General features: G+C 42.0%; 15 protein-coding genes and 1 CRISPR repeat array. Of the genes, 6 read left to right on the forward strand and 9 right to left on the reverse strand.

Annotated features, from left to right (window positions below; all coding sequences use genetic code 11):
• The first annotated feature begins 7 nt into the window (after nt 1-7).
• A complete protein-coding gene (locus AACU25_RS01405) occupies nt 8-295 on the forward strand; it encodes a hypothetical protein (RefSeq protein ID WP_096573574.1) in 288 nt (95 codons plus the stop codon).
• Between the two features lie 153 nt (nt 296-448).
• Here the strand turns inward: AACU25_RS01405 and AACU25_RS01410 are convergent, their stop codons facing one another.
• Nucleotides 449-1,273 (reverse strand): Rpn family recombination-promoting nuclease/putative transposase, encoded by an 825-nt coding sequence (locus AACU25_RS01410; RefSeq protein WP_096573575.1) that lies wholly within the window; start codon nt 1,271-1,273, stop codon nt 449-451.
• A gap of 484 nt (nt 1,274-1,757) precedes the next feature.
• On the opposite strand from AACU25_RS01410, the gene AACU25_RS01415 reads away from it, so the two are divergent.
• The 4 genes from AACU25_RS01415 to AACU25_RS01430 all read left to right on the forward strand — a co-directional run bounded on the left by AACU25_RS01415 (nt 1,758) and on the right by AACU25_RS01430 (nt 10,413).
• Nucleotides 1,758-6,956 carry a choice-of-anchor I family protein gene (locus AACU25_RS01415; RefSeq protein ID WP_096573576.1) on the forward strand — a complete coding sequence of 1,733 codons (5,199 nt, stop codon included), beginning with the start codon at nt 1,758-1,760 and terminating at the stop codon, nt 6,954-6,956.
• 226 nt (nt 6,957-7,182) lie between these two features.
• On the forward strand, nt 7,183-8,499 hold the full coding sequence (locus AACU25_RS01420; protein WP_096573577.1) for a cytochrome P450: 1,317 nt from the start codon (nt 7,183-7,185) through the stop codon (nt 8,497-8,499).
• Between the two features lie 8 nt (nt 8,500-8,507).
• Nucleotides 8,508-9,275: a hypothetical protein gene (locus AACU25_RS01425; RefSeq protein WP_096573578.1), complete on the forward strand. Its 768-nt coding sequence runs from the start codon at nt 8,508-8,510 to the stop codon at nt 9,273-9,275.
• A 109-nt stretch (nt 9,276-9,384) separates the two neighbouring features.
• On the forward strand, nt 9,385-10,413 hold the full coding sequence (locus AACU25_RS01430; protein WP_096573579.1) for a threo-3-hydroxy-L-aspartate ammonia-lyase: 1,029 nt from the start codon (nt 9,385-9,387) through the stop codon (nt 10,411-10,413).
• 119 nt (nt 10,414-10,532) lie between these two features.
• On the opposite strand, the gene AACU25_RS01435 is transcribed toward AACU25_RS01430, so the two are convergent.
• Nucleotides 10,533-11,072: a hypothetical protein gene (locus AACU25_RS01435; RefSeq protein ID WP_096573580.1), complete on the reverse strand. Its 540-nt coding sequence runs from the start codon at nt 11,070-11,072 to the stop codon at nt 10,533-10,535.
• Nucleotides 11,073-11,741: 669 nt separating this feature from the next.
• Between AACU25_RS01435 and AACU25_RS01440 the strand changes: the two genes are divergently transcribed.
• Nucleotides 11,742-12,380: a histidine phosphatase family protein gene (locus AACU25_RS01440; RefSeq protein WP_096573581.1), complete on the forward strand. Its 639-nt coding sequence runs from the start codon at nt 11,742-11,744 to the stop codon at nt 12,378-12,380.
• 130 nt (nt 12,381-12,510) lie between these two features.
• Here the strand turns inward: AACU25_RS01440 and AACU25_RS01445 are convergent, their stop codons facing one another.
• From AACU25_RS01445 to AACU25_RS01475, 7 genes are all read right to left on the reverse strand, one after another.
• Nucleotides 12,511-13,062 carry a Uma2 family endonuclease gene (locus tag AACU25_RS01445; RefSeq protein ID WP_096573582.1) on the reverse strand — a complete coding sequence of 184 codons (552 nt, stop codon included), beginning with the start codon at nt 13,060-13,062 and terminating at the stop codon, nt 12,511-12,513.
• Nucleotides 13,063-13,468: 406 nt separating this feature from the next.
• On the reverse strand, nt 13,469-16,171 hold the full coding sequence (locus AACU25_RS01450) for a CHAT domain-containing protein (protein WP_096573583.1): 2,703 nt from the start codon (nt 16,169-16,171) through the stop codon (nt 13,469-13,471).
• A 9-nt stretch (nt 16,172-16,180) separates the two neighbouring features.
• On the reverse strand, nt 16,181-18,037 hold the full coding sequence (locus AACU25_RS01455; RefSeq protein ID WP_096573584.1) for a ShlB/FhaC/HecB family hemolysin secretion/activation protein: 1,857 nt from the start codon (nt 18,035-18,037) through the stop codon (nt 16,181-16,183).
• Nucleotides 18,038-19,272: 1,235 nt separating this feature from the next.
• Nucleotides 19,273-19,955: a CRISPR direct-repeat array (repeat unit 37 nt; unit sequence GTTTAAACTTCACTTAATCCCTATTAGGGATTGAAAC).
• An 859-nt stretch (nt 19,956-20,814) separates the two neighbouring features.
• Entirely contained in the window at nt 20,815-21,216 is a 402-nt protein-coding gene (aroH, locus tag AACU25_RS01460; protein WP_199347539.1) for a chorismate mutase, read from the reverse strand.
• A 213-nt stretch (nt 21,217-21,429) separates the two neighbouring features.
• Entirely contained in the window at nt 21,430-22,251 is an 822-nt protein-coding gene (gene sppA / locus AACU25_RS01465; RefSeq protein WP_096583423.1) for a signal peptide peptidase SppA, read from the reverse strand.
• A gap of 136 nt (nt 22,252-22,387) precedes the next feature.
• Nucleotides 22,388-22,597 (reverse strand): hypothetical protein, encoded by a 210-nt coding sequence (locus AACU25_RS01470; RefSeq protein ID WP_096573589.1) that lies wholly within the window; start codon nt 22,595-22,597, stop codon nt 22,388-22,390.
• A gap of 746 nt (nt 22,598-23,343) precedes the next feature.
• A complete protein-coding gene (locus tag AACU25_RS01475; protein WP_096573590.1) occupies nt 23,344-23,640 on the reverse strand; it encodes a hypothetical protein in 297 nt (98 codons plus the stop codon).
• Nucleotides 23,641-23,709 lie beyond the last annotated feature (69 nt).

A 23,709-nucleotide genomic window follows, 5' to 3' on the forward strand; every position in this document is an offset into this window, starting at 1 on the left:
ACTTGCCGTGTTATACCTAATTGTTGCTTTGATACATGGGATTCAGGCTTTGTTAGTCCCTATTTGCTTTGTTGTTGCTTGGGCTGTCATGATTCTAGGTGGTTGGAGTTTGTGGTCAGCAGCACGAGATAGCGTCAGTAAAGCCAAGCAAATGCATCAAATACCTTGTACAGGTTGTCAGTTTTTTACCGATAATTACCGCCTCAAGTGTACTGTACATCCTTCTATTGCTAATACAGAAGAAGCAATTCACTGTCATGATTTTCAGGCTAAGACCAATTCGATGTATTACTAACAGTCTGTGCCATTAACTTTAATAGTGTTGACCGTTTACACTCAACAGTGAACGGTCAATTATTCAATAAAGTTATTATGCATTGAAGATGTTTCTTAGCTTCATGCTATTGGGGAAACGGCATTGGGTGTATTCTATCCTTGTAGTTTCTACCTATTGACTTGCTAACCAAGCCTGTAAATCAGCAAGACTAGTAAAATCTAACAGCGCTTCGCTTAAATCTTCCAAAACAGGCAAAGATAAATGAGAAATTGCAGAGCGCGTTTCTTCAGATAGTTCTCCAAACCGCTTAGTTAACAGTCGGATAACGAGGTTAGCGATCGCTTCTTCTTTAATTTCTTTGTAAACTCTAGTTTCTTTTAATGTGATTCCCAGCATAGCCTCTACTTTCCTTCTGCTGAATTGTTCAAACTTGTACACCATAATTGTCGTAATTATCTCTATTATGGCTTGACTCGCTTGTTCTGTGACTTCTTGACTAGTTCTGGTTAACAAATATCTAGCTTCTTCTGGTGCTTGACTTTCCTCTACAGTAGTCAGTACCATCAGCGCTAACCATAAAGGTAATTGACGAATATCTCCCAACTCATTCAAATACACTCGATGCACTTGTTCGCTGTTAAGCAATGAGCGATGGGGATGAACATCACCTTGTTCAATATCGCGTGAAGGATAAATTATGACTGTTTGCCAGTCGCTAAATCGATGGCGATTACGGTAGAAATATAGTGAAGACTCCGCAAATACTCTTTCGTAAAGCTGTTCATCCTTTTGGAATTGTACCTCGCAGAAATACACAACTCCCGCACCTGCATTTTCTGGCGGTAGGAACACTCCATCAATTTCAAATTTGGGTTCTTTAACAGCTACCGAATCAAATCGATAAGCATCAGGATTGCTGGGAGGATTTGCTAGTAATTGAAACAACAGACTAGGAGATTGTTGAAACAGTTTGTAAAATATTGAATCTCGGCGCATGAAGTCTTGTCAGAAATCTGTGTTGCTTGTCTAGGAAATTTTTGGATGTCGGGCATTAAAAATATTTTTATTACTTCCCGTATACGTAGTTCATCAAAACTACACATTCTTAAATATTTGGTAAATTCACATTTACATAAGCTTTTCTTAACCTGAAACCAGCCACTACATATATTTAATAAAATCAGCTATTTATAAATCTTAAGTAAATGGATCTACTCATAGCCTGTTCTTAACCTTCACCCAGTAAATCCTAAGTAACTATTTACATCTGTAGAAATACAGAGTGCTGATTTTATGCAATGAACAAAAGAATACTCAACAAGGTACGACCTGTTTCAACATAGGCCGTGATTCTTTGCGTCCTCATTCATTTGTCTTACTTTGGCTCAGTTTGATTCTCTGCATGATTGCATCCAATCATTAATCTGCTTTTGACAATTTGCGAAAAACTCTCACCGCTACTTTACTAGGAGATTTTTTGATGGCACTGAAGACAGGCGATATTGCTTTCGTAGGTTTTAACTCTGATGGTAACGATAACCTAGCGTTCGTTACCTTGGTTCAAATTGAAGCTGGAACAGAAATTCACTTTACTGATAATGAATGGACAGGCTCGAGTTTTAATACTGGGGAATCTGGGTTTACTTGGACTGCTAATTCTACTATTCTCCCTGGTGCAGTCGTCACTATCGATAATATTGGCACCGGGACAATCTCATCAAATCTGGGAACTGTAGCTTTTTTTGATTCAAGTAACCGAGGTATCGCTAATAGTACTGAGGTTGTCTATGCCTATGTTGGTACACCAACTATACCAACAGCATTTCTTACAGCTATTGGTAACAACACATTAACAGGTTCCAGCGGCGGCGGCGGAACTCTCGATGGTACTGGCCTCATAGTTGGTACTAATGCTATTGAACTTGCATCCAAAGATGCTGATGCTGATATTGCTATATATAATGGCACTCGCAGTGGAGAATCAAGCTTCGCTTCTTATCTACCGCTCATTAATAACCCTGCTAACTGGGTGACGCAAGATGCAACTGGCGATCAAAGTAATGATGGGGTTGCACCAGATTTACCGTTTAGTACATCTGGATTCACTGTTACTTCTGGTATTCCCAGCGTCAATCTCTCTGTTAGCAGTAACTCTGGTTCGGAAGCAGGGACAACAGTAATTACAGTCACTGCTACCGCCTCTAGTGCTGTTACTGGTGACCAAACAGTTGACTTAAGTGTTTTGGGAACTGGTATTACTCCAGGGGATTACACTCTTAGCAGTAATAAAATCACAATTCTCAATGGACAAACATCTGGTTCTGTCACCTTTACAGTTGTCGATGATGCTTTAGTTGAAGGCAATGAAACAGCAACTTTAACTCTCAGCAATCCTTCTGCTGGAATTACTCTCGGTACAGCTTCGCAGAATATTGCGATCGCAGATAATGATACTCCTGCTGTGCCGACTGTGAATTTATCTGTTAGCACTACTGCTGGTTCGGAAGCCAATACAACAGCCATCACCATTACTGCTACTGCTTCTAGTGCAGTTGTTGGTAATCAAACAGTGAATTTAGCAGTTACAGGGACAGGTATCACCACTAGCGATTATTACCTCAGCAGCAATACCATCACCATTGCTAACGGACAAACTAGCGGTTCTGTTACCTTTATCGTGGCAGATGATGCGATCGCAGAAGCAACTGAAACTGCAACCTTGACAATCGCGACACCTTCTGCGGGTATTGCTTTAGGTAACACCACTTCCCAAAATATTACGATTACTAATAACAACACCAGCACTTTGCAAAAAGTTGGTGGCTTCACCAGTGCGAATGGCGCTGAAATCTCCGCCTTTGATCCAGGAAGCGATCGCCTGTTTGTTGTCGCAGGTAGCACCATTGAAATCTACAATGTCAGCAACACTGGAGGATTAACAGCAGCAGGTAGCCTGACTCCTGGATTTACTGCGCCTACTGGTACGGAAATTATTCCCAACAGTGTAGCCGTTAAGAATGGAACAGTAGCAGTTGCTTACGCTATTCGTAACACCACAACTGGCGCGCAACTTCTCGGACAGGTGGGCTTCTTTAATGCCGCTAATGGTTCTTTCTTAAACTCTGTGGAAGTGGGCTATCTGCCGGATATGCTTACCTTTACACCCGATGGTACAAAGGTCTTAACCGCTAACGAAGGTGAACCGAATAGCTATAAACAAGCTGGTTCCTTTGACCCCGAAGGTTCTGTGAGCATTATTAACTTGGCGAATGGAGTTGCCAACGCTACAGTGCAAACTGCTGGTTTCACGGCGTTCAATAGCCAAATTGATGCCCTAAAAGCAGCAGGTGTGCGGATTTTTGGCCCTGGTGCCACCGTAGCCCAAGATGTAGAACCCGAATATATTGCCTTTTCGGGAGATGGCACTAAAGCTTACGTAACATTGCAGGAAAATAATGCGATCGCAATTCTCGATATTACCAGCGCTAGCATCACCGACATTTTGCCCTTGGGTGTGAAAAATCACAACCTGCCTGGCAATGGTATCGATGCTAGCGATCAGGATGGCGGTATTAATATTAAGAACTGGCCTGTGTTTGGATTGTATCAACCTGATGCGATCGCTAGTTTTACAGCTAACGGACAAACCTACTACATCACAGCCAACGAAGGCGATTCCCGCAACTACACAGGATTTAATGAAGAAATTCGTGTTGGTGCATCTGCATATGTTTTAGATCCAACTGTTTTCCCCAATGCAGCCACCCTGAAGCAAAACGCTAACTTGGGCAGATTACAATTAACCAACGCCACGGGTGATATAGACGGCGATGGAGACTTTGATCGTATTGAAGCATTTGGCGCGCGTTCCTTCTCAATTTGGGATGCTAGCGGTAAGCAAGTTTTTGATAGTGGTGATCAACTCGAACAAATTACCGCTAGTAAAGTCCCAACTTTGTTTAACTCAGAGGGCTTGGCTGCTGGCTTTGACACCCGCAGCGATAATAAAGGGCCAGAACCGGAAGGTGTGGCGATTGGAGTTATCAACAACCGCACCTATGCGTTTATCGGTTTAGAACGCACTGGCGATGTCATTATCTATGAGGTGACAAATCCTAACAAGCCAACTTTTGTTCAGTATATTAATACACCAGAAGATGTGGCAGTAGAAGGGCTAACATTTATTTCAGCCGCCGACAGTCCCACAGGTAAGCCTTTGTTGGTGACAACAAACGAAGTTAGCAGGACGGTTGCTGTATTTGAAGTTACCCCACCTGTGAGAATTAGCGACATTCAAGGAGTTAGCCACACCTCCCCATTCAATGGAAAAACTGTTACCAATGTTCCGGGGATTGTGACAGCCGTTGCAGCGCGCGGTTTCTACCTGCAAGACCCCAACCCTGATACTAGCGATCGCACTTCTGAAGGAATTTTTGTTTTCACTTCATCAGCACCCACTGTCCAAGTTGGCGATGCAGTGCAGGTTAGCGGTACGGTGACGGAATTCCGCCCAGGTGGTAATGTTAATAACTTGACAACTACCCAAATTACCAGTCCCTCAATTATCAAACTTTCCAGTGGTAATGCTTTGCCGACTGCCACAATTTTAGGTAACGGTGGTAGAACTATCCCTACATCGGTAATTGATAACGATACTACTGGCAATATTGAAACCGGAACAACCACCTTTGACCCCGCCCAAGATGGGATTGATTTCTACGAAAGCTTAGAAGGGATGCTGGTACAGGTAAATAATCCTGTTGCAGTTAGCCCGACTAATAACTTTGGGGAAATTTGGGTATTAGCGGATAGTGGCGCGAATGCTACCGGACGCACAGCTAGAGGCGGTATCGCAGTTAGTGCTAATGATTTTAATCCAGAGCGTATCCAAATTGATGATACTTTATTTACCTCTGGTAGCTCTCCCAAGGTGAATGTCGGTGCAACTTTTGCCACAATTACAGGCGTGGTTGATTATAACTTTAGTAATTACGAAGTTCTACCAACTTTTGTAAGTGTTACCTCTGATACTCTCCAAAAGGAAGTTACAAATCTTACTTCTAGCGCTGATAAATTAACAGTTGCTACCTTCAACGTCGAAAACCTTGACCCTGGCGACCCTGTAAGCAAGTTTCAAAATATTGCCAATAGAATTGTCAATAATCTGAAATCACCAGATATTATCACTCTGGAAGAGATTCAAGATAATAACGGGGCGACAAATAACGGGGTAGTTGATGCGAGTACAACTTACCAAACATTAATTAATGCCATTAAAGCTGCGGGCGGCCCTAGCTACGAATATCGCCAAATTGACCCAGTAAATAACCAAGATGGCGGTGAACCTGGTGGGAATATTCGCCAAGGCTTCTTATTTAATCGCGATCGCGTGCAGTTTGTCGAGCGTGCTGGTGGTACTTCTACTTCTAACATTACAGTTAGCGATGTTAATGGTGTACCTACCCTTTCTGCTAGTCCCGGTCGCCTTGACCCCACTAACTCCGCTTTTAATACCAGCCGTAAGCCTTTAGTCGGTGAATTTACTTTCAACGGGCAGACTGTTTATATCGTTGGTAATCACTTTAACTCTAAAGGTGGTGACCAACCTTTATACGGGCCAAATCAACCGCCTACTCTCACCAGCGAAACTCAGCGTCAGCAACAAGCTACGGTGGTGAAAAATTTTGTTGAGAGTATTTTAGCCATCAACCCCAACGCCAATGTCGTAGTAGCAGGGGACTTGAATGATTTTGAGTTTTCCAAACCTGTCAGCACTCTAGAAAATGCTGGACTAAGTTCCCTCGTTGAAACCTTGCCGGAAAATGAGCGTTATACTTACAATTTTGAAGGTAATGCCCAAGTACTTGACCATATCCTTGTCAGTAAGAATCTGCTAAATCAACTCGATGGCTATGATGTAGTACATATCAATTCTGAGTTTGCTGACCAGGATAGCGACCATGACCCCAGTGTAGCGAGATTTAACATACCAGTTCCTAACACCATCAATGGCACATCCGGTAATAATATCCTCATCGGTACTGACAAAGTTGATATTATCCGGGGTTTAGCTGGTAACGATATCATCACAGGTAACAAAAACAATGATTTCCTGTATGGTGGTAGCGGCAATGATGCGCTGGAAGGTGGAGATGGTAACGACAACCTTTACGGTGATGAAGGCAATGATGGTTTGCTAGGTGGAAAAGGTGACGATACCCTGAGTGGTGGTAGCGGGAATGATGCACTAGAAGGGGGAGATGGTAACGATAGGCTGTATGGTAATCAGGGGAATGATGTTTTACTTGGCGGCGATGGCGATGATTGGCTAGCTGGCGGTGAAGGAAGGGACTTTTTAACCGGTGGTAGCGGAAGCGATCGCTTTTACTTAACTGGTACAGGTGAATTTGATACTATCATCGACTTTAACCCCGGCGTTGACAAAATCGTCATTTCTAAATCCGAATTTAGTCTCTCGCAAGCACTCGGTACACTGGATGCTGGTTTATTCCGCGCTGGAACAAGGGCGACGACAGAAAGCGATCGCTTTATTTATGATCGCCTTCGGGGTAACTTGTTCTTTGATGCTGATGGTACTGGTAGCAGCGCACAAATTCAGATAGGTCAATTATTCAATAGAGCCGCACTCACAAGTAATGATATTACTGTGATTGCATAGATTTGGTGGGATGCGTTGCTGGGATGCGTTACGGCTGCGCCTAACGCATCCTACGAATTATGAATGATTTATCTGTTGTAAAGTTGCTGGGATGCGTTACGGCTGCGCCTAACGCATCCTACGAATTATGAATTATCTGTTGCAAAGCATGATGGTAATTGCTATTGCAATGTGTGGCTTTGGTGTTTTTTGTTAATCTTGATAATTATCAGAAAACAGTTCAAGAATGAAACCTGCTCAACTACCACCTGGAAAATCTGGTTTACCTATATTAGGTGAGACGCTTAACTTTGTTGCTGACCCTTATAGCTTTGTTAAAAAGCGGTATCAGCAGTATGGTTCAATATTTAAAACTAATATTTTGGGTAGACCTACTGTGGTAATGGTGGGGCCAGAAGCAATTGAGTTTGTGCTTTCCAGTCACATGGAATGTTTTTCCTGGCGTGAAGGATGGCCAGAGAATTTCAAAGTATTATTAGGCGAATCTTTGTTTCTGCAAGATGGAGAGGAACACCGCAAGAATCGCCGCCTGATGATGCCGGCTTTACATGGGCCAGCATTAGTCAATTATGTCGCCACAATGGAAGATATTACACGTGTTTATCTCAAAAAATGGAAAGCTCAACAAGAGTTTACCTGGTTTTATGAGTTTAAACAGCTAACATTTGATATTGCCAGCCAGTTATTGTTGGGTACTAGTAATGGTTCCGAATCTGCGCGTCTGAGTCAATTATTTACCAACCTCACAAATGGACTATTTACTATTAACCCCCTACCATTACCATTTACAACATTTGGTAAAGCTTTAGCAGCGCGCAATCAAATTTTAGAACATTTAACTCAAGTTATCAAACAACGGCAGCAAAACCCTACTAAAGACGCGATTAGCTTGTTAATCCAGTCCAAAGATGAGGATGGTAATAGCATGAGTGAACGGGAACTGATTGCCCAAGCTGTGCTATTACTTTTTGCTGGACATGAAACTACAACTTCAATGTTGACTTGGTTATGTTTAGAATTAGCGCGTCATCCTGAAGTTAAGGAACGTGCTGTAAAAGAACAAATGCAACTTGCTAGTAAAGGTGCTTTGAGTTTAGAACAATTGGGACAAATGCCCTATTTAGAGCAAGTTTTATTAGAAATTGAAAGATTACATTCGCCAGTTGGCGGTGGGTTTAGAGGCGTAATTAAAGACTTTGAATTTAAGGGTTTTCATGTTCCGGCAGGCTGGCAACTATTGTATTCAATTTATGTCACCCATAGCTTAGAAGAAATTTATCCCCAGCCAGAAGTTTTTGATCCAGATAGGTTTAGTCCCCAGCGTCAAGAAAATAGACAATATCCCTTTAGTTTAATTGGTTTTGGTGGCGGGCCGCGCATCTGTATTGGTATTGCCTTTGCCAAAATGGAAATGAAAATTATTGCTGCCCATCTGTTACGTAGCTATGATTGGGAAATATTGCCTCATCAAAGTTTAGCTACAGTACGAGTACCCACGAATCAACCTAAAGATGGTTTGCGGGTGCGATTTCAACCCCGGTGAAATGTGCCATGACACCTCCAATAGATATGAATTTTTCTGAAGGAATTTGGCAAAGCCTTCAACAAGCGAAATATTTTGTTGATGATAGCGTTAATTCCTTGACTAACTCAGCACAGCAAGCAGGACAATCTTTCAAAGACACTGCAAATATCGCTACCGATAAAGCAATTAATACAGTTACAACAACCTGGGAACAAGCTAAAGGTTCTCTAGAACAAAGTTTACAAACTGCTGGACAAGTTAAAAGTACAACATCAACAGCAGTACAAACAGCGATCGCGTCTTCGATGAATGATTGGCTAGTGCAACACCCAGCAATTTTTCGGCTAGTGCAAATGCTCAGTTGGGCTGCTAATCATCCTATTATCAGCTGTATCTTGCTGGTGTTCATCTTGGCTCTGCTTTGGAGTATGATTAGAGCCGTCATGCGCTTGATTGAGACAGCTAGTTTGTCAATCTTGCAAGTGCCGCTCAAATTACTTCAGGCTTTAGCTAAAGTTATTTTTATCTCCTTCGCTACATTTGGTAGTTTGGCAGTGCAAAAAATTAAAGGCACTCAAGGGACTGATAAAACATCAGCTATACTGCCCATAAATGCAGAAATTATCTATCAAACTAAGCAGCAAAGATTAGCAGAAATTTCTACTCGGTTAGAGGCGATTCAAAAGGAACAGCAAGAACTTTTACGAGAAGCCGCAAGCTTAATCGGTGATGACAGTAGTGTCACAATAGAAGAGTGGAAATTAAATGGTCATCAAAAGTATACGAGCATTTAAAGACTTGCAACTAAAAAATAATACTATCGCTTTCTTGGCAGGGAGCAGGGGGAAAAATAAAATATTATCTCTTGTAAATTGGATAATTTGTTTTCTGGAAGTTCCTTAAATGCAACAGGATAAATCTGTCACTATAAATGATGTGCAAGCAGCCCAAAAGCGGCTTTTGGGTATTGCTCATTTAACACCTGTGCTAACTTCAACAACAGTGAATGAACGTATTCACAGCCAGGTGTTTTTTAAATGCGAAAATTTTCAACGCACAGGCGCATTTAAATTTCGGGGTGCGTACAATGCATTAGCACAGCTATCGGAAGCGCAAAAACATCAAGGCGTTCTCACATTTTCATCGGGAAATCATGCCCAGGCGATCGCACTTGCGGGAAAATTACTCAATATCCCTGCAACTATTGTCATGCCTGATGATGCGCCCGCAGTCAAGCAAACGGCTACCAGGGGTTATGGCGCTGAGATAATTCTCTATAATCGCCACACCACGAACCGGGAAGAATTAGCCCAAAATTTAGCCAGCGATCGCAATCTTACCCTGATTCCTCCTTACGATCATCCCCTCATCATCGCGGGGCAGGGAACAGCAGCTTTAGAATTGATACAAGAGGTAGGCGAACTGGATTTATTGCTAGTTCCTTGTGGAGGTGGCGGCTTAATTTCCGGTTGTGCGATCGCAGCTAAAGCACTTTCCCCAAACTGTCGGGTGATTGGTGTAGAACCAGAACTAGCTGATGACGCTACCCGTTCCTTTCATAGCAAAACTCTGCAAACTGTCACCAATTCTAATACAATTGCCGATGGCGCTCGTACTCCTTACTTGGGGAAAATTACCTTTCCCTTAGTACTGAATTATGTTGATGATATGGTGACAGTTTCGGAATCAGCAATTATCACTACGATGTTGTTTATTTGGGAACGGTTAAAAATTGTTGTTGAACCCACAGGAGTACTAGCCGCTGCTGCTTTATTAGCTGGTGTAGCGAAAGCACCAGGCGCGAAAATCGGCGTAATTATTAGCGGTGGGAATGTGGATTTAGGGGACTGGGGACTGGGGATTGGGGACTGGGGACTGGGGACTGGGGACTGGGGATTGGGGACTGGGGAAGGGGTAATGGGTAAGGGGTAAGGGGGAAGGGGGAAAGAGATTAGATTATCGATTTTTCACAGCGAAGGACAGAATTGTATTTTTTCTCCTCTGCTTCCTCTGCTTACCAAAGCAATTGATTATTTTTTATTTGCAAGTCTCTAGCTACTTGATGAGGTAGATTCTTCTGGCGATTTGACTTTGACTATTCTTCTACCCCAAGGTTTCAGGACGGAAATGCCAATAATAATAAGTACAGATAAAGTTTGAATTGTACCGCCAATGAGAACACCTTTGATGTCAAATGTATATAGGGGATTGCTCAATGCTTGCGATCGCTCTATCTCAGAAATACTTGTGGCTGCATTTAACCAAGGCCCTAACCACACAGTTCCTGTAGTAATCAACAGAACTGTCGCAATCCATTTGACAATTACCCAGTAATGCTTAAAAAAGCCCCAAATCGTTAACCAACAAAGCAGCCCTCCGGTTAACAAAGATAAGTTAGCTGAGGGAATAATCACGAAATCATCGATTAACTTCAAACTAGCATTGACTGCATATAGTTCATCACCGTTAGTAGTATGAGTATTTTTAAGTGCGATCGCTACTATGCATAAAGCCGTACCCAACCAAATGCTACCAAATGCAACATGGGCGGAAAGAAGCCAGTTTTTCTGCTTAACGTTGAGCTTGGGCATGAAGTCTCCAGATTTTCAGATTTTTGAGTAATAATTGCTGTCTACGTCTAGATTATGTCAATCTATTACCAAAATCATTCTAGTACTAGCTGAAACCACTAGGCGAGTGTTGTACAAAAACCCTCGCGCCCTCATCCCCTAGCCCCTTCTCCCTCAGGGAGAAGGGGAATTGAATCTCTTGCTCCCCTCTCCCTCAGGGAGAGGGGCTGGGGGTGAGGGCAAAACCTTGCAACCAAGCGGGTTTGGTGTTAACTTGACACGCATAGGCACTGCAGTGGTGTCAACTTAAGCTTAAAGCTATATACGGCGCGTGTTGTACAAATACCCTCGCGCCCTCATCCCCTAACCCCTTCTCCCTCAGGGAGAAGGGGAATTGAATCTCTTGCTCCCCTCTCCCTGAGGGAGAGGGGCTGGGGGTGAGGGCAAAACCTTGCAACCAAGCGGGTTTCACGTTAACTTGACACGCATAGGCACTGCCTTGACCGCTACAATTTATTGATATATCCCAAACATTATTTGATTTGGTATAACTCTTTCTGCGATTTTAAAAGTTTGTGGTTGATTAACTTTTTTGGTTGCATAGTTTGTCCTAAGGGTACATACGCGATTAAGAGATAGATGCTAGTTTATGGTTGCACAAACTCCTCAATCCCAATCGCGATACAAGTTATGACACTCAATTTATATTTACTGCGACATGGAGAAACTACTTTTAGTCAGAGTGGTAATTTCTGCGGTGAGACTGATGCGGAGTTGACTGCAGAAGGAATACAAATGGCGGAGAGTTTCGCTGATGTTTATCAAAAATTGCAGTGGGAAGCAGTTTATGCTAGCCCGATGAAGCGCACCATTGCAACTGCCAAGCCATTTTGTGATGCTACTGGTATAGATATGCAGTTGCGTGAGGGACTGAGAGAAGGTAGTTACGGCAAATGGGAAACTAAGAGTAAATCTTTTGCTCAAGAGAAGTATGCAGAGAACTATGTCAAATGGATGACAGAACCCGCTTGGAATGCGCCCATAGGTGGAGAAACGGCGGTAGATATTGCTAACCGTGCTATGCCTGTAATTGCGGAGATTCAGGAAAAACATCCCGAAGGTAATGTTTTAGTAGTTTCCCATAAAGCCACAATTCGGATTCTACTTTGCAGTTTACTGGGAATTGATTTAGGACGCTATCGCTACCGGGTAAATATTTTGGTTGCGTCGGTAAGCATGGTGAAATTTGATGTTAATGGGCCTTTGTTAGAAATATTAGGCGATCGCCATCATATACCCGATCATCTCCGCTCTCGTGCAGGAACATAAGGAACTTCTAACTCAAAAAATATTCACAGATGTAGGGTGTGTTACGGCGATGAGAGAATTTTAAACATAGCGACAATAAAATATCGCCGTAACGCACCATTGATGCTGTTCAATTACGAATTACGAATTCTCATTTATTAATAATTCTTTCCACTAAGATAGAAACATCTGGAAATGCTAGCGGTTGAATTATGCCAGCAGTTAGTGTCAATTTTGTAGCATATTCTCCATCTAGAGGTTCTCTGAATACTATTAAATGTAGCTTTTTGAGATTGACAACCCAATACTCAATAATTCCAACTTCTGCGTAAATTTGGCTTTTAGTTTCTAAATCTTTTTCTAAACTGGATTTAGCATATTCAATCACCCAAAATATATTTTCTGGGTAAGGATGATGCTCTCGATATTCCCGTCCTAAACGTTGCACAATGGCAATATCGGGTTCTGGTTCGGAGTTGTTAGGTAGAGTCATGGGTTTGGCTTCACGAATTGTAGCGCGCTCTCCCAATAAATTTGCTAAATACTCAGCAGCTTCATCACTACAATAAGCGTGAGGTTCCCCTTCCGGTGACATTTCTACTATTTCTCCCTTGAGTAATTCCACCCGGCGATCGCTTAAAATGCCAGCGTCAATCATGCGGTGATATTCGTCAATTGTCCACTTGGCAGTAATAACGCTCATGGCGATTGCTTCCTCCCAATTATTCTATCTATTTTGTCATATTCTTATACCAATTTAAATAATGGTTGCAACCAATAAATTCCATGTAAGGGCACGGCACCATTAAGATAATTGCATCTACCAAAATATTATCAATGCCGTGCCCTTGCCATCTGTTGTATTCTTTTTTAAATATCTGATTGTACAGTACATTAATTTGTTGCAGGTGCGTTGCGCTCCGCGACAACACACCCTACATTTAAATTATTATTCAATTACGAATGACAAATGACGAATTATTGTTGCAGGTGCGTTGCGCTCCGCGACAACACACCCTACATTTAAATTATCATCCCATTACCCATTACCTATTACCCATTACCAATTCCCCATTACCCATTACCCATTCCCCATTCCCCATTCCCCATTATTGCCAATTCCCCACTAATACAAAAGGTGCCCAAAAATAGGGATGCTTAAAGCGAGGATTTAATTCTCCTGAAAGTAGATATAATTGAGCATTACGCAAGGCTTCAGCTTTTTTTTGATGGTGAGCTATCTCTTTATAAAATTGAATCATTAAAGCTGCTGTCGCTTCATCATTTACACTCCACAGGGTTGCTAATGTACTGCGTGCGCCTGATTGTACTGCTATTCCAGCTATTCCTAAGGCGGCGCGGTTATCGCCAGCCGCAGTTTCACAAGCGCTGAGAATCAGTAAATCAATTACTCCTTGTTTGCTAGTTTCGTGAGACTTCAATACAGAACTGAAATCTCTGACATTGAGTCTGGTATTCCAAGTCAAAATGAAGGTATCTTCAACTTTGGAACTAAATTTACCATGAGTTGCTAGATGTAAAATGCCGCCAGAAAAAGATTTAATTGCTTGTTCAATTGTTTGCGGCGTAAAATTTTTATCGAGAAAGTTTCCTGAGGTGGAAAATATAGTTTTGATTTGCTCTAATTCATATTTTACGCCAGGTAATGCGGGGAATTCGTCACGCGCTTCACTCAATCCGCCAACTAATGCTTGTAATTGTTTTTTGGCTAAAGGTTGGGGTGGTAATAGTTCTAAACCTGGGGTAATGGCAATGTTATATTGTTTCTGAATTAAATATTGCTTTTTCTGTCTATCGTAAAGTGCAGAGATGGGAATATTTTGCAAGGTTCCATCTAAGACAAATACGAGATTTTTAACACCACTATTTTGTAAGTCTGTTTCGATAGGTCTAATCAACCAATCATATACTTGTTGTGATGTACGAATAAATTCATGGGCGCTGACAGCAAAGATTTTTTTATGTAGTTCTTTAACTGTGGTTTCAAATTGATTTTTGGGGATGACAACGGTATGCAATTTTAGAGATTTGTTTTTTTGCTGATTAGGTAGGGAAACGATAGTGGCGACGCGATCGCTTAAAATTACTGGGTAGATGACGGCGGTTTGTCGTTGCTGATCAATGTCATCAATTTGTACGGGTTTGCTGTCTAAACAAGCTTGGCGGAAAAAGTTATCTAGTTCGGCTAACTGTAAGGATTCGATGACTTTTCTGGCTTTATCGAGGTTATCGGCGCTGGGTTCCCCGGTTTTGGGCAAGAGCAAACTCACATACTCGCGGTAAACTGGTTCTACTTCATCGCGAAAGGAAAATTGCGCGTCACGGTTGACGCTAACTAAATCGCGCCGGATAGATTTTAAGTTCTTTACAGCTTGATCGTAAGCGGCTATTGCTCCTAGTTGATTATTTTTAGGGTTACCAGTAGCGCTGAGAATCCTTCCTAATTGCCATTGCCAACGATAAGCAATATCTCTAGCTTGTATACCTAAAGCCAATTTTAGCGCTTGTTGGGTGAGGATTTGCGCTTGGTTCCATTGCTGGGTGCGTTCGTACAAACTACCCAAAGTACCCAAAGCGTAGGATTGCGATCGCACATCTGCTAAATTTTGGGCTTGCTGATAACCTGTAGCGACAATTTTGGCGGCGGTACAGAGGGAAGCCGCAGCGGTACAATTATCCTGGCTAGTAATGTCACTCTTGGGTAACAATCCGGTTTTGGCTAGTTTTAGCAGCGTTTGAGCAAAATTAATCCGCGCAAATACACTGCTACGACTGGGGGGTAAAGTCTCCAGCTTTGCAGGTAAGGTATTTACTAAAGCGAGAATTTGCGGTTGAATTTCTGGTGTGGCTGAAGATTGCGTTAACAGATTTAATTGATTTAACTGTGCTTGTAACTGAGTTGTTTGCTGCGGGGAAAGACTCGCAGCGCGTTGATAAAACTCTATAGCTTCTTGAGTGTTTTGCTGTACTTGCGCTGTATTCCCCAAACTCAGGAGAATTTCTGCAAGCTTTTCTGATTCGGGGATTGGCTGTACTGGCGTAGTAGTTTGCGGATTACAAAGATTTTCGGAGTGCGATCGCTTGGCTTGCATCTCACAACTTTGTGCTAATATCTGGCGAGATTGAGTCACATCCCCCACTACCCGCAGGGTATTACCCAGACTCAGCAAGCCTGTTACCTTTAACAAAGAATCTGGTTGTTGATCTAAATTCCGCTTAATTTCTTCTAAAGTAATTGTAGCGCGACGGTAAAACCCTAATGTTTGCAATGCTTCGGCTTGATTAATCTGACTCCCGATTTTTCCTACCTGATCGCCAATTTTATTGTAAGTAGCGGTTGCTGCTTGCCAACTAGTCAAAGCTTTTTCAGTTTCTCCTTTGGCTAATTGTAATTGCCCTTGAGTATTCAACGCCTGAGCTAGGATAGATAAATAATCTTTACTATCACTTTTATTTTGTAATAGTTGCCAACTCTCAGCACTAGATTTTTCCGCATCAGTTAAATTTCCCAACTGTTGATAAGTTAAAGAAAGATAATTTAATACCAGCGCTTGATTAAGTTTCTCACCCTTCCCTTGAAAAGCTGCATAAGCCTGTTGAAAAATCTCCAATGCTGGGGAATATTGCTCTTGTTGATATAAACTTAAACCTTTCTCTAATAACGATTGAGTATTTGGAGTTGGATTACTAGATACTTGGGAATTAATAATTGCCGCTATTGATGTAACTTGGGAAAATACATGAGGATATTTGCCCAGAGATAAAGCAGTTAATAATAAAAATATAAACATAATCAGGCTCTAAAATGGTTGTGTATAAATGATAGAAAAATAAAGACCGTTTTCTTGCCAAGTATTTTTATTAGCAATATTAATCCCCAAAGGAATCCCCCAATCTAAACGCGCGGTTAAATTACTTTGTTGCCACAATAACCCGATACCAGTTGATGCGATAGTATCAGGATTAAGAGTCGTTCTCCCAGGTTGGTAAATATTCCAAGCTGTCCCAAAATCTAAAAATGGCGTAACTTGTAATAACCCGTTTACCTGTGGAACTCTCAACACCGGATAGCGTAATTCCGCAGTTGCCACAAAGCCATTATCAGCTAATATTTGGTCTTGACGATAACCGCGCACAGTCGCAACTCCTCCCAAACCAATTTGTTCGGAAGCTAACAATGGCCTATCAGCCAATTGCAAATCAGCACGGATTAAAAATAGCGTTTCTGGTGCTAACAAACGTACCCATTGCGCCTGTCCCCGCCAGGTAAAAAATCGCCCATCTGGGGGGTCTGCATTAATTGTCGTACCTAAAGCATCAATCCCCAAACTAAATTGAGAACGCGCCGCTAATACTTGTTCACTACTGCGCTGAGTCCAATCTTGAAATAATCTTAAGATAGTCACTTTTGTCTGACCATTGGTATCAGCACCCGACGAAGGAAAAGGTAGCCTTTCGCCTAATTGCGATGCTAAAAAGCCCACATCACTTTCTCGATGAGTTGCACTAATTCCTACTGCAAATTCTGTAGTGGGAGTTTGGATTAGTGGTTGACGGAAACTGACACCATACTCTTGAGAAGTTCCCTCAATATCTAAGAAATCAAAGGGTTGTTCAATGACATTACTAGATGCATAGCTATAATTAAACTGCAAAGTGCCATTGCGGGGATTAATCGGCAATTTATAACTGACATCTACACTATTACTTCCATCAGTATTCGCATATCCAATACTTAACCCATCACCCAATCCCAAAAGATTTGCTTGATTCAATTGAATTTGGCGCTGAAAACTCCCAATACCAGGAGTGCGGTTATTATCTAAACTAACTTGTGCGCTAAATGTTTTTGCTTCCGCCACTTTTACCGCTAACACCGAAGCACCAGGATTCACCCCATTCCCCAGTTCCGCAGAGACATTTTTAATTAGTGGATCTAACTGTAATAATTGCAAAGCTTGCAGCAACTTCTTTAAATTCAAAGGCTTATTTGTTGCTAAAGCTAAACGACTTCTCACATAATGAGGATTAAGCCGTTTTGTCCCCTGAACATCAATACTTTCTAAACTACCTTCCACAACTTGAATTTTGACTACCCCACCCGTAGCTTTAAAAGTTTGGTCGGCGGGGATATACGCACCGGAGTTAACATAACAAGGTAAATCGGTATTTTTATATTCAGCTTGACAGCCTTTAGTATAGAGTTGCGTAACTTTATCAGCTACCTCTAATAGTTGAGCAAAAGTCAGAGGTTTATTAACAAACTCTTGAGTAACTGCGCTGAATTCTGGCTGACTAAATACAGTACTCCCAACAACATCAAACCCCGTTACTTGAATTGTCCCCGCTAAATCTTGAGGAATTTTCTGCGGCGGAGTTATATTAGGAGATGGAGACTGCAACAACTCTTCAAAATTCGGTAACTCTGGTAACTTTGGCGTTGTCGGCTCAGGTTTTTCTAATTGACGGTCAATATCTTGTATTGGTGGTTCCGTAGAAGTTTGCGCTAATGCTTGAGAAGTAAATAACCCGATAATTAAACAGCTAAATATCAGCCAAACCCTACCCACTCTCCCAACTTTCTTTCTCTGCGAACTCTGCGTTCTCCGTGGTTCGTTAATTTTTAAATCTCTTCTAATATTAGATAATCCATACATATAAATATTTAGCTTTTTAACTTATTCTTTTGACTAATTAGATAAAACCAGAAATCATTTCACGCTGGGAAAAAAGACTTAATTTGTGCTGGAATCGATTTGTTTTTAAGAGGATGCTTGAAAAATATAGATCCCCCTAAATCCCCCTTAAAAAGGGGGACTTGAAGAACTTTTAACCCTTCGCTAGTAACTAAATTACCTAGCCGTTCCCTAATCTTAAAAAGGGAGACTTGAAGAACTTTTCCCCCCTTTTTAAGGGGGGTAGGGGGGATCAATAAATCTCGAAAATCACAGCCAACCACTTTTTAAACAACCTTTAACAGCACATCTAGAAAAATGCAGACAGTACAGAGAAAATCTCAGTACATCAAAGACTAGCACTACTTCGCTACTGACGCTAAATACCGCAATAATTATAGAAATAATTAATACACCCTGCTGTTTGAGCAAAGGTGAGATTGTAGTATAACTGCAACTGGGCTATTATGTCGTGTGCGGCAGTTGACAAATATCTTTACATAGTCAATTACTGAGTATAATTGCGTAGTTTACCCGCGCCTATACATACCAGACAAAGTCAATAATTAGCATTATTGGGTGCGATTTCTACGGATATACTGCGTCTACATAGCTTGCGATCGCTCATCCATAGAGAACATTGGTTCCTTCATAACCAACCAGATCGGGTTGTCTATCAACGAGCGCTCATCCATAGAGAACATCGGTTCCTTCATAACCAACCTGATCGGGTTGTCTATCAATGAGCGCTCATCCATAGAGAACATCGGTTCCTTCACAACCAACCAGATCGGGTTCTCTATCAATGAGATCTCCTTCACGCACAACCAGATCTCCTTCACGCACAACCAGATCTCCTTCACAACCAACGAGCCAATTTTTCGATTAACTAGCTCTCAATAATTGATGTTTTAGCCTTCCCTAATGCATTGCCTGTGCTGCTAAGATTGAATATCAGCCGCCCGCAACCATACTCTTTTCTTGCCAGAATGCGCGGATGGGTAGGTGTTAGAAAAGTAATCTCACCAAAAACCGTTAAAACTATTTGTATATAAGGCTTCCACCGCTTTATTGCTTCTTAATCACCCGCGCGCCTTACAGGGATTGACTTTCAGCCATTTTGGGTTTGCTGTTTCATTCTTGCTTATGTTATGATTGCACTGTCCGCGCAACCGAACCTTGAAAACTATATATACATTGGCTTTGGGGCTTCCGCAGTTTAAACTTCACTTAATCCCTATTAGGGATTGAAACTCTCAAACTTCTTTAGATGGTGCTTTTAAAGAGTGTTTAAACTTCACTTAATCCCTATTAGGGATTGAAACGAGCTTGTCTAGCCTTTCATCCCAAATCCCTTCAGTTTAAACTTCACTTAATCCCTATTAGGGATTGAAACCTAGGACTAATGCGCCAGAAAACGCACCAGATGAGGTTTAAACTTCACTTAATCCCTATTAGGGATTGAAACCCGCAACTATTGCTAAGTCACGAGTCTACTAAAAGTTTAAACTTCACTTAATCCCTATTAGGGATTGAAACTTAATGTGCAATGCGGTAATTGCTCATCTGGTAGGTTTAAACTTCACTTAATCCCTATTAGGGATTGAAACATTAAGATAACGATTTCCTGCACAGAGCTATTTTGTGTTTAAACTTCACTTAATCCCTATTAGGGATTGAAACAAGGAATTCAGACAGCAGGTATTGAGTTTGCTCAATGTTTAAACTTCACTTAATCCCTATTAGGGATTGAAACTAAGGGTTGCTCGTGTCCACTGTGGACACGAAGGGTTTAAACTTCACTTAATCCCTATTAGGGATTGAAACGCGCCGCTTTTAGTGCGTCGCACTGCGCCATCTAAAGTTTAAACTTCACTTAATCCCTATTAGGGATTGAAACAGCTAACACGCGATTCTCATTAACTGCTTTCTCAAGTTGAAATTTCACCTAATACCAATTTAAATAATGTTGGCGACAAATAAAGTCTTTGTAGGGGCACGGCATCCACAATCTTTTGGTAGATCAAATTATGTTACTGGTGCCGTGCCCCCACCAAGTATTAGAAATTGAAACTGATATTTAATTTCTCTGCACATTCCCTAGGCTGGTTGAAATTTCACCTAATACCAATTTAAATAATATTTGCGACAAATAAAGTCTTTGTAGGGGCACGGCATCCACAATCTTTTGGTAGATCAAATTATGTTACTGGTGCCGTGCCCCCACCAAGTATTAGAAATTGAAACTGATATTTAATTTCTCTGCACATTCCCTAGGCTGGTTGAAATTTCACCTAATACCAATTTAAATAATGTTGGCGACAAATAAAGTCTTTGTAAGGGCACGGCATCCACAGTCTTTTGGTATATCAAATTATCTGACTGGTGCCCATTGGTGTCAACTTAACGTGAAACCCGCTTGGCGACAACGTTCTGCCCTCACCCCCAGCCCCTCTCCCACCAGGAGAGGGGAGCAAGAGATTTAATTTCCCTTCTCCTGCTAACGCAGTTTTACCAAGTTAAGGGAGCTAATAGGAGAGGGGAGCAAGAGATTTAATTCCCCTTCTCCTGGGGGAGAAGGGGTTAGGGGATGAGGGCGAGGGTTTTTGTACAACACGCTTAAGTTGACACGGATGACGGGTGCCGTGCCCCTACCAACCCATCTGTCGTATTCTTTTTTCAAATTGATATAAGATTTCTCTTCTCTGTCCTTTGGCTTTGAAGGTAGATGATTTCATCAACTCATCTACTAACGCACTTTAAACCTTTGACTCAACTACTTGTTGCACTCCATTTAATTGCTGAGGCAAACTCCAGTCAGGACGCAAGTTAGCCGCATGACGCAAATATATGTGATAAATTGGCGCAGAAGTTGGCAGGTAGACGTGGATTAAAAAGCGGATACAGCGCTGTAAACTGCCTTCAACGTGCATTTGCTGCACATCCAACATAGCGACACCATCCCAACCTGGACGAGTTCTTGCGATCGCAGCTGGAAAAATTGCATCCAAATCCCGTGTCACAGAAAACGTCACACTAATCATATCCTTTGGCTGGAGATCATTTCGTTGTTCCAGTTCATCTAATAATTCTGTTACCGCTTCTCGAATCGCCTCAGTAGTATTTTCTGAAACCGTTATCGCTCCACGAATAGCCCGCATTTGCCACTCCACGCCCAATCCTCCTTAATTAGTCAGTTGTCAATTCTCATTGGGTAATAGCGAAGGGGGTAATGGGTAATGGGTAATGGGTAATGGGTAATGGTAATTTCTCCTCATCCCCCTCATCCCCCAATCCCCAATCTCCAATCCCCAGTCCCCAATCCCCAATCCCCAGTCCCCAATCCCCAGTCCCCAGTCCCCAGTCCCCAATCCCTACGGCCGATACAACCACAGGGGTAAACCACTGGTAGACATTTCAAATTCCAACCAGTCAATACCTGCGCCGATGCTTGATGAAGCTTGGCGACTTCCTGGAAGTAAGCGACTCAGCAGGGGTTTACGTTCTTCTAGAGTGAAACATTGTGTTTTTTCAGGGTCGAGGCCGACTAGTTCTGCTGTCCAACGACGTGCATCTTCCTCTGTTCCCAGACGATCTACTACACCTAACTCTAAGGCTTGCTGTCCGGTGAATATTCGACCATCGGCAAAACTTTTCACAGTTTCTACCGCTAAAGAACGACCTTCAGCTACGGTTTGCACAAACTGCTGATAACTAACATCAATCAATTCTTGTAGAATACCTTGTTCCGGTTCCGTCAGTTCCCGATCAAATGCCAAAATATCTTTGTAAGGGCCGGATTTAATGACTTTAAAGGAAACACCGATTTTATCTAACAAGCGTTCTAAGTTATTGCCACGCAAAATTACACCAATGCTACCCGTAATTGTACCAGGATTAGCCATGATGTACTCGGCTCCCATGCCAATGTAGACACCGCCAGAAGCCGAAATATTACCAAAACTGGCAACAATTTTCATCTTCTCCCGCAAACGTTTGAGGGCACTGTAAATTTCTTGAGAATCTCCCACCGTACCGCCAGGGCTATCAATCCGCAGCAGTAACGCCGGAAACTTCTTTTCCTCTACCGTTTTCAGTGCTTCCAGAACCCGTTTACGAGTGCCACCAGAAATTGCACCATTAATTTCAATTCGCGCTATTTGTTTACTAAACCTGGGCTTAAAAGGCCAAACCATAACAGTCATTAAATCTCGTAATACACCCAATATAGAATGCCCAGTGGTCAGACGACCTGCTTTTGTCAGCATCAAGTAATGCACAGGTACTATCCTCCACTAAACTTTAAGGAAGTTTTTAGATTGAAATAGCTATTTATTGAAAGTTATTGAAAGCTGCGGGAAACTCCATCCCCTTTTGGGTGGAGAGGGACAGCCGCCCCGCCGCTTGGGGCATTGGGCATTGGGGAGGCAGTGCGATGGGCGGGTTTCCCGACTTGTAGCAACTGCCGTCATTGGTAATTTCTTCCCCATGCTCAAAAACTCCATCCCCTTGTAGGTGGAGTTTTTCATTTAGTATTTTCATTTTTATTCAGCTTGCAAAAACTCAGAATCTCAAAAATCAATAACTCAAGTTGAGTGTGTAGCACCATTGCCACAAACACTTAACCTGTTTTTAACTTTAGTATAAATAATAGTGCTAAGTTGCAGAGACGCGATGAATCGCCCAGGTGGAGAGACGCGATGAACATACGTGTCAACTTAAGCTAAAAGCTATATAGGGCGGGCGTTGTACAAATACCTCGCGCCCTCATCCCCTAACCCCTTCTCCCTCAGGGAGAAGGGGAACTAAATCTCTTGCTCCCCTCTCCTGGTGGGCTATCCATTAGTCACATCTTTCTTTACAATCTTGAAATGCTTATTTTGTGGGCATCTTGAACACTGAGGTGTCAAACATACTTGACAGATTAACTCTTAGTCTTCTCGCTAAAATTAGGTTTTTATTGAGAATTGATGACGAAGGAATCAGGGTTATAAAAAGCGTGAGTGAATACTCTCGTAAATGTTGAGAAAGATCCGGGTAATGGATAGCCTGGTGGGAGAGGGGTTGGGGGTGAGGGCGAAACCTTGCACAAGAGCGGGTTTCACGTTAAGTTGACACCAATGCGCGATGAATCGCGTCTGTACAAGAGACTGCATTTTGCTTTAATTAATAAAATTCCAAGAATGCCCATCCAGAGCTAATTGAGGATAAGCATCCTTTAATTGTGAAATATAAATACTTATAGATTGGTCAGCCAATCAAAAATTGAATATGCTAATTCACTCAACTTAAGAATCAATGCGGAGAATTTGACACCGATAATAAGCGTAAACGTCAAACAGCGCTCCCACAAAACTACAAGTTAAACTAATAACAAATAAGCCACGCAGAGGCGTACCACTACCAAAGGTAGCGAGAAAATGTATAATTTGTTGAGCGATCGCTTCATTAATGCCTTGTAACCCGGGGATATGACCCAACAGGGATACCACAAGCAAGAAGCCACCAACTAAGAGCATGGGTAAAGAAAAACTAAAGACAATCGTAAGTAGTAGAGAACGGAGAAAGTTAGTAAACACAGTCATTGAGACAACACTCCGCGGTTAGGGTAGACAATAGCGATAAAAGCTGCAATGTCATCTTCTACAATACGT

This window comes from Tolypothrix tenuis PCC 7101 (assembly GCF_963874875.1).
Taxonomy (GTDB): domain Bacteria; phylum Cyanobacteriota; class Cyanobacteriia; order Cyanobacteriales; family Nostocaceae; genus Aulosira; species Aulosira tenue.

Bases quoted from the DNA above. Each gene is read 5' to 3' on its own strand.
- AACU25_RS01410 (WP_096573575.1), bottom strand. From the start codon at position 1,273: ATGCGCCGAGATTCAATATTTTACAAACTGTTTCAACAATCTCCTAGT.
- AACU25_RS01415 (WP_096573576.1), top strand. From the start codon at position 1,758: ATGGCACTGAAGACAGGCGATATTGCTTTCGTAGGTTTTAACTCTGAT.
- AACU25_RS01420 (WP_096573577.1), top strand. From the start codon at position 7,183: ATGAAACCTGCTCAACTACCACCTGGAAAATCTGGTTTACCTATATTA.
- AACU25_RS01425 (WP_096573578.1), top strand. From the start codon at position 8,508: ATGACACCTCCAATAGATATGAATTTTTCTGAAGGAATTTGGCAAAGC.
- AACU25_RS01430 (WP_096573579.1), top strand. From the start codon at position 9,385: ATGCAACAGGATAAATCTGTCACTATAAATGATGTGCAAGCAGCCCAA.
- AACU25_RS01435 (WP_096573580.1), bottom strand. From the start codon at position 11,072: ATGCCCAAGCTCAACGTTAAGCAGAAAAACTGGCTTCTTTCCGCCCAT.
- AACU25_RS01440 (WP_096573581.1), top strand. From the start codon at position 11,742: ATGACACTCAATTTATATTTACTGCGACATGGAGAAACTACTTTTAGT.
- AACU25_RS01445 (WP_096573582.1), bottom strand. From the start codon at position 13,062: ATGAGCGTTATTACTGCCAAGTGGACAATTGACGAATATCACCGCATG.
- AACU25_RS01450 (WP_096573583.1), bottom strand. From the start codon at position 16,171: ATGTTTATATTTTTATTATTAACTGCTTTATCTCTGGGCAAATATCCT.
- AACU25_RS01455 (WP_096573584.1), bottom strand. From the start codon at position 18,037: ATGTATGGATTATCTAATATTAGAAGAGATTTAAAAATTAACGAACCA.
- aroH (WP_199347539.1), bottom strand. From the start codon at position 21,216: ATGCGGGCTATTCGTGGAGCGATAACGGTTTCAGAAAATACTACTGAG.
- sppA (WP_096583423.1), bottom strand. From the start codon at position 22,251: ATGGTTTGGCCTTTTAAGCCCAGGTTTAGTAAACAAATAGCGCGAATT.
- AACU25_RS01470 (WP_096573589.1), bottom strand. From the start codon at position 22,597: ATGAAAATACTAAATGAAAAACTCCACCTACAAGGGGATGGAGTTTTT.
- AACU25_RS01475 (WP_096573590.1), bottom strand. From the start codon at position 23,640: ATGACTGTGTTTACTAACTTTCTCCGTTCTCTACTACTTACGATTGTC.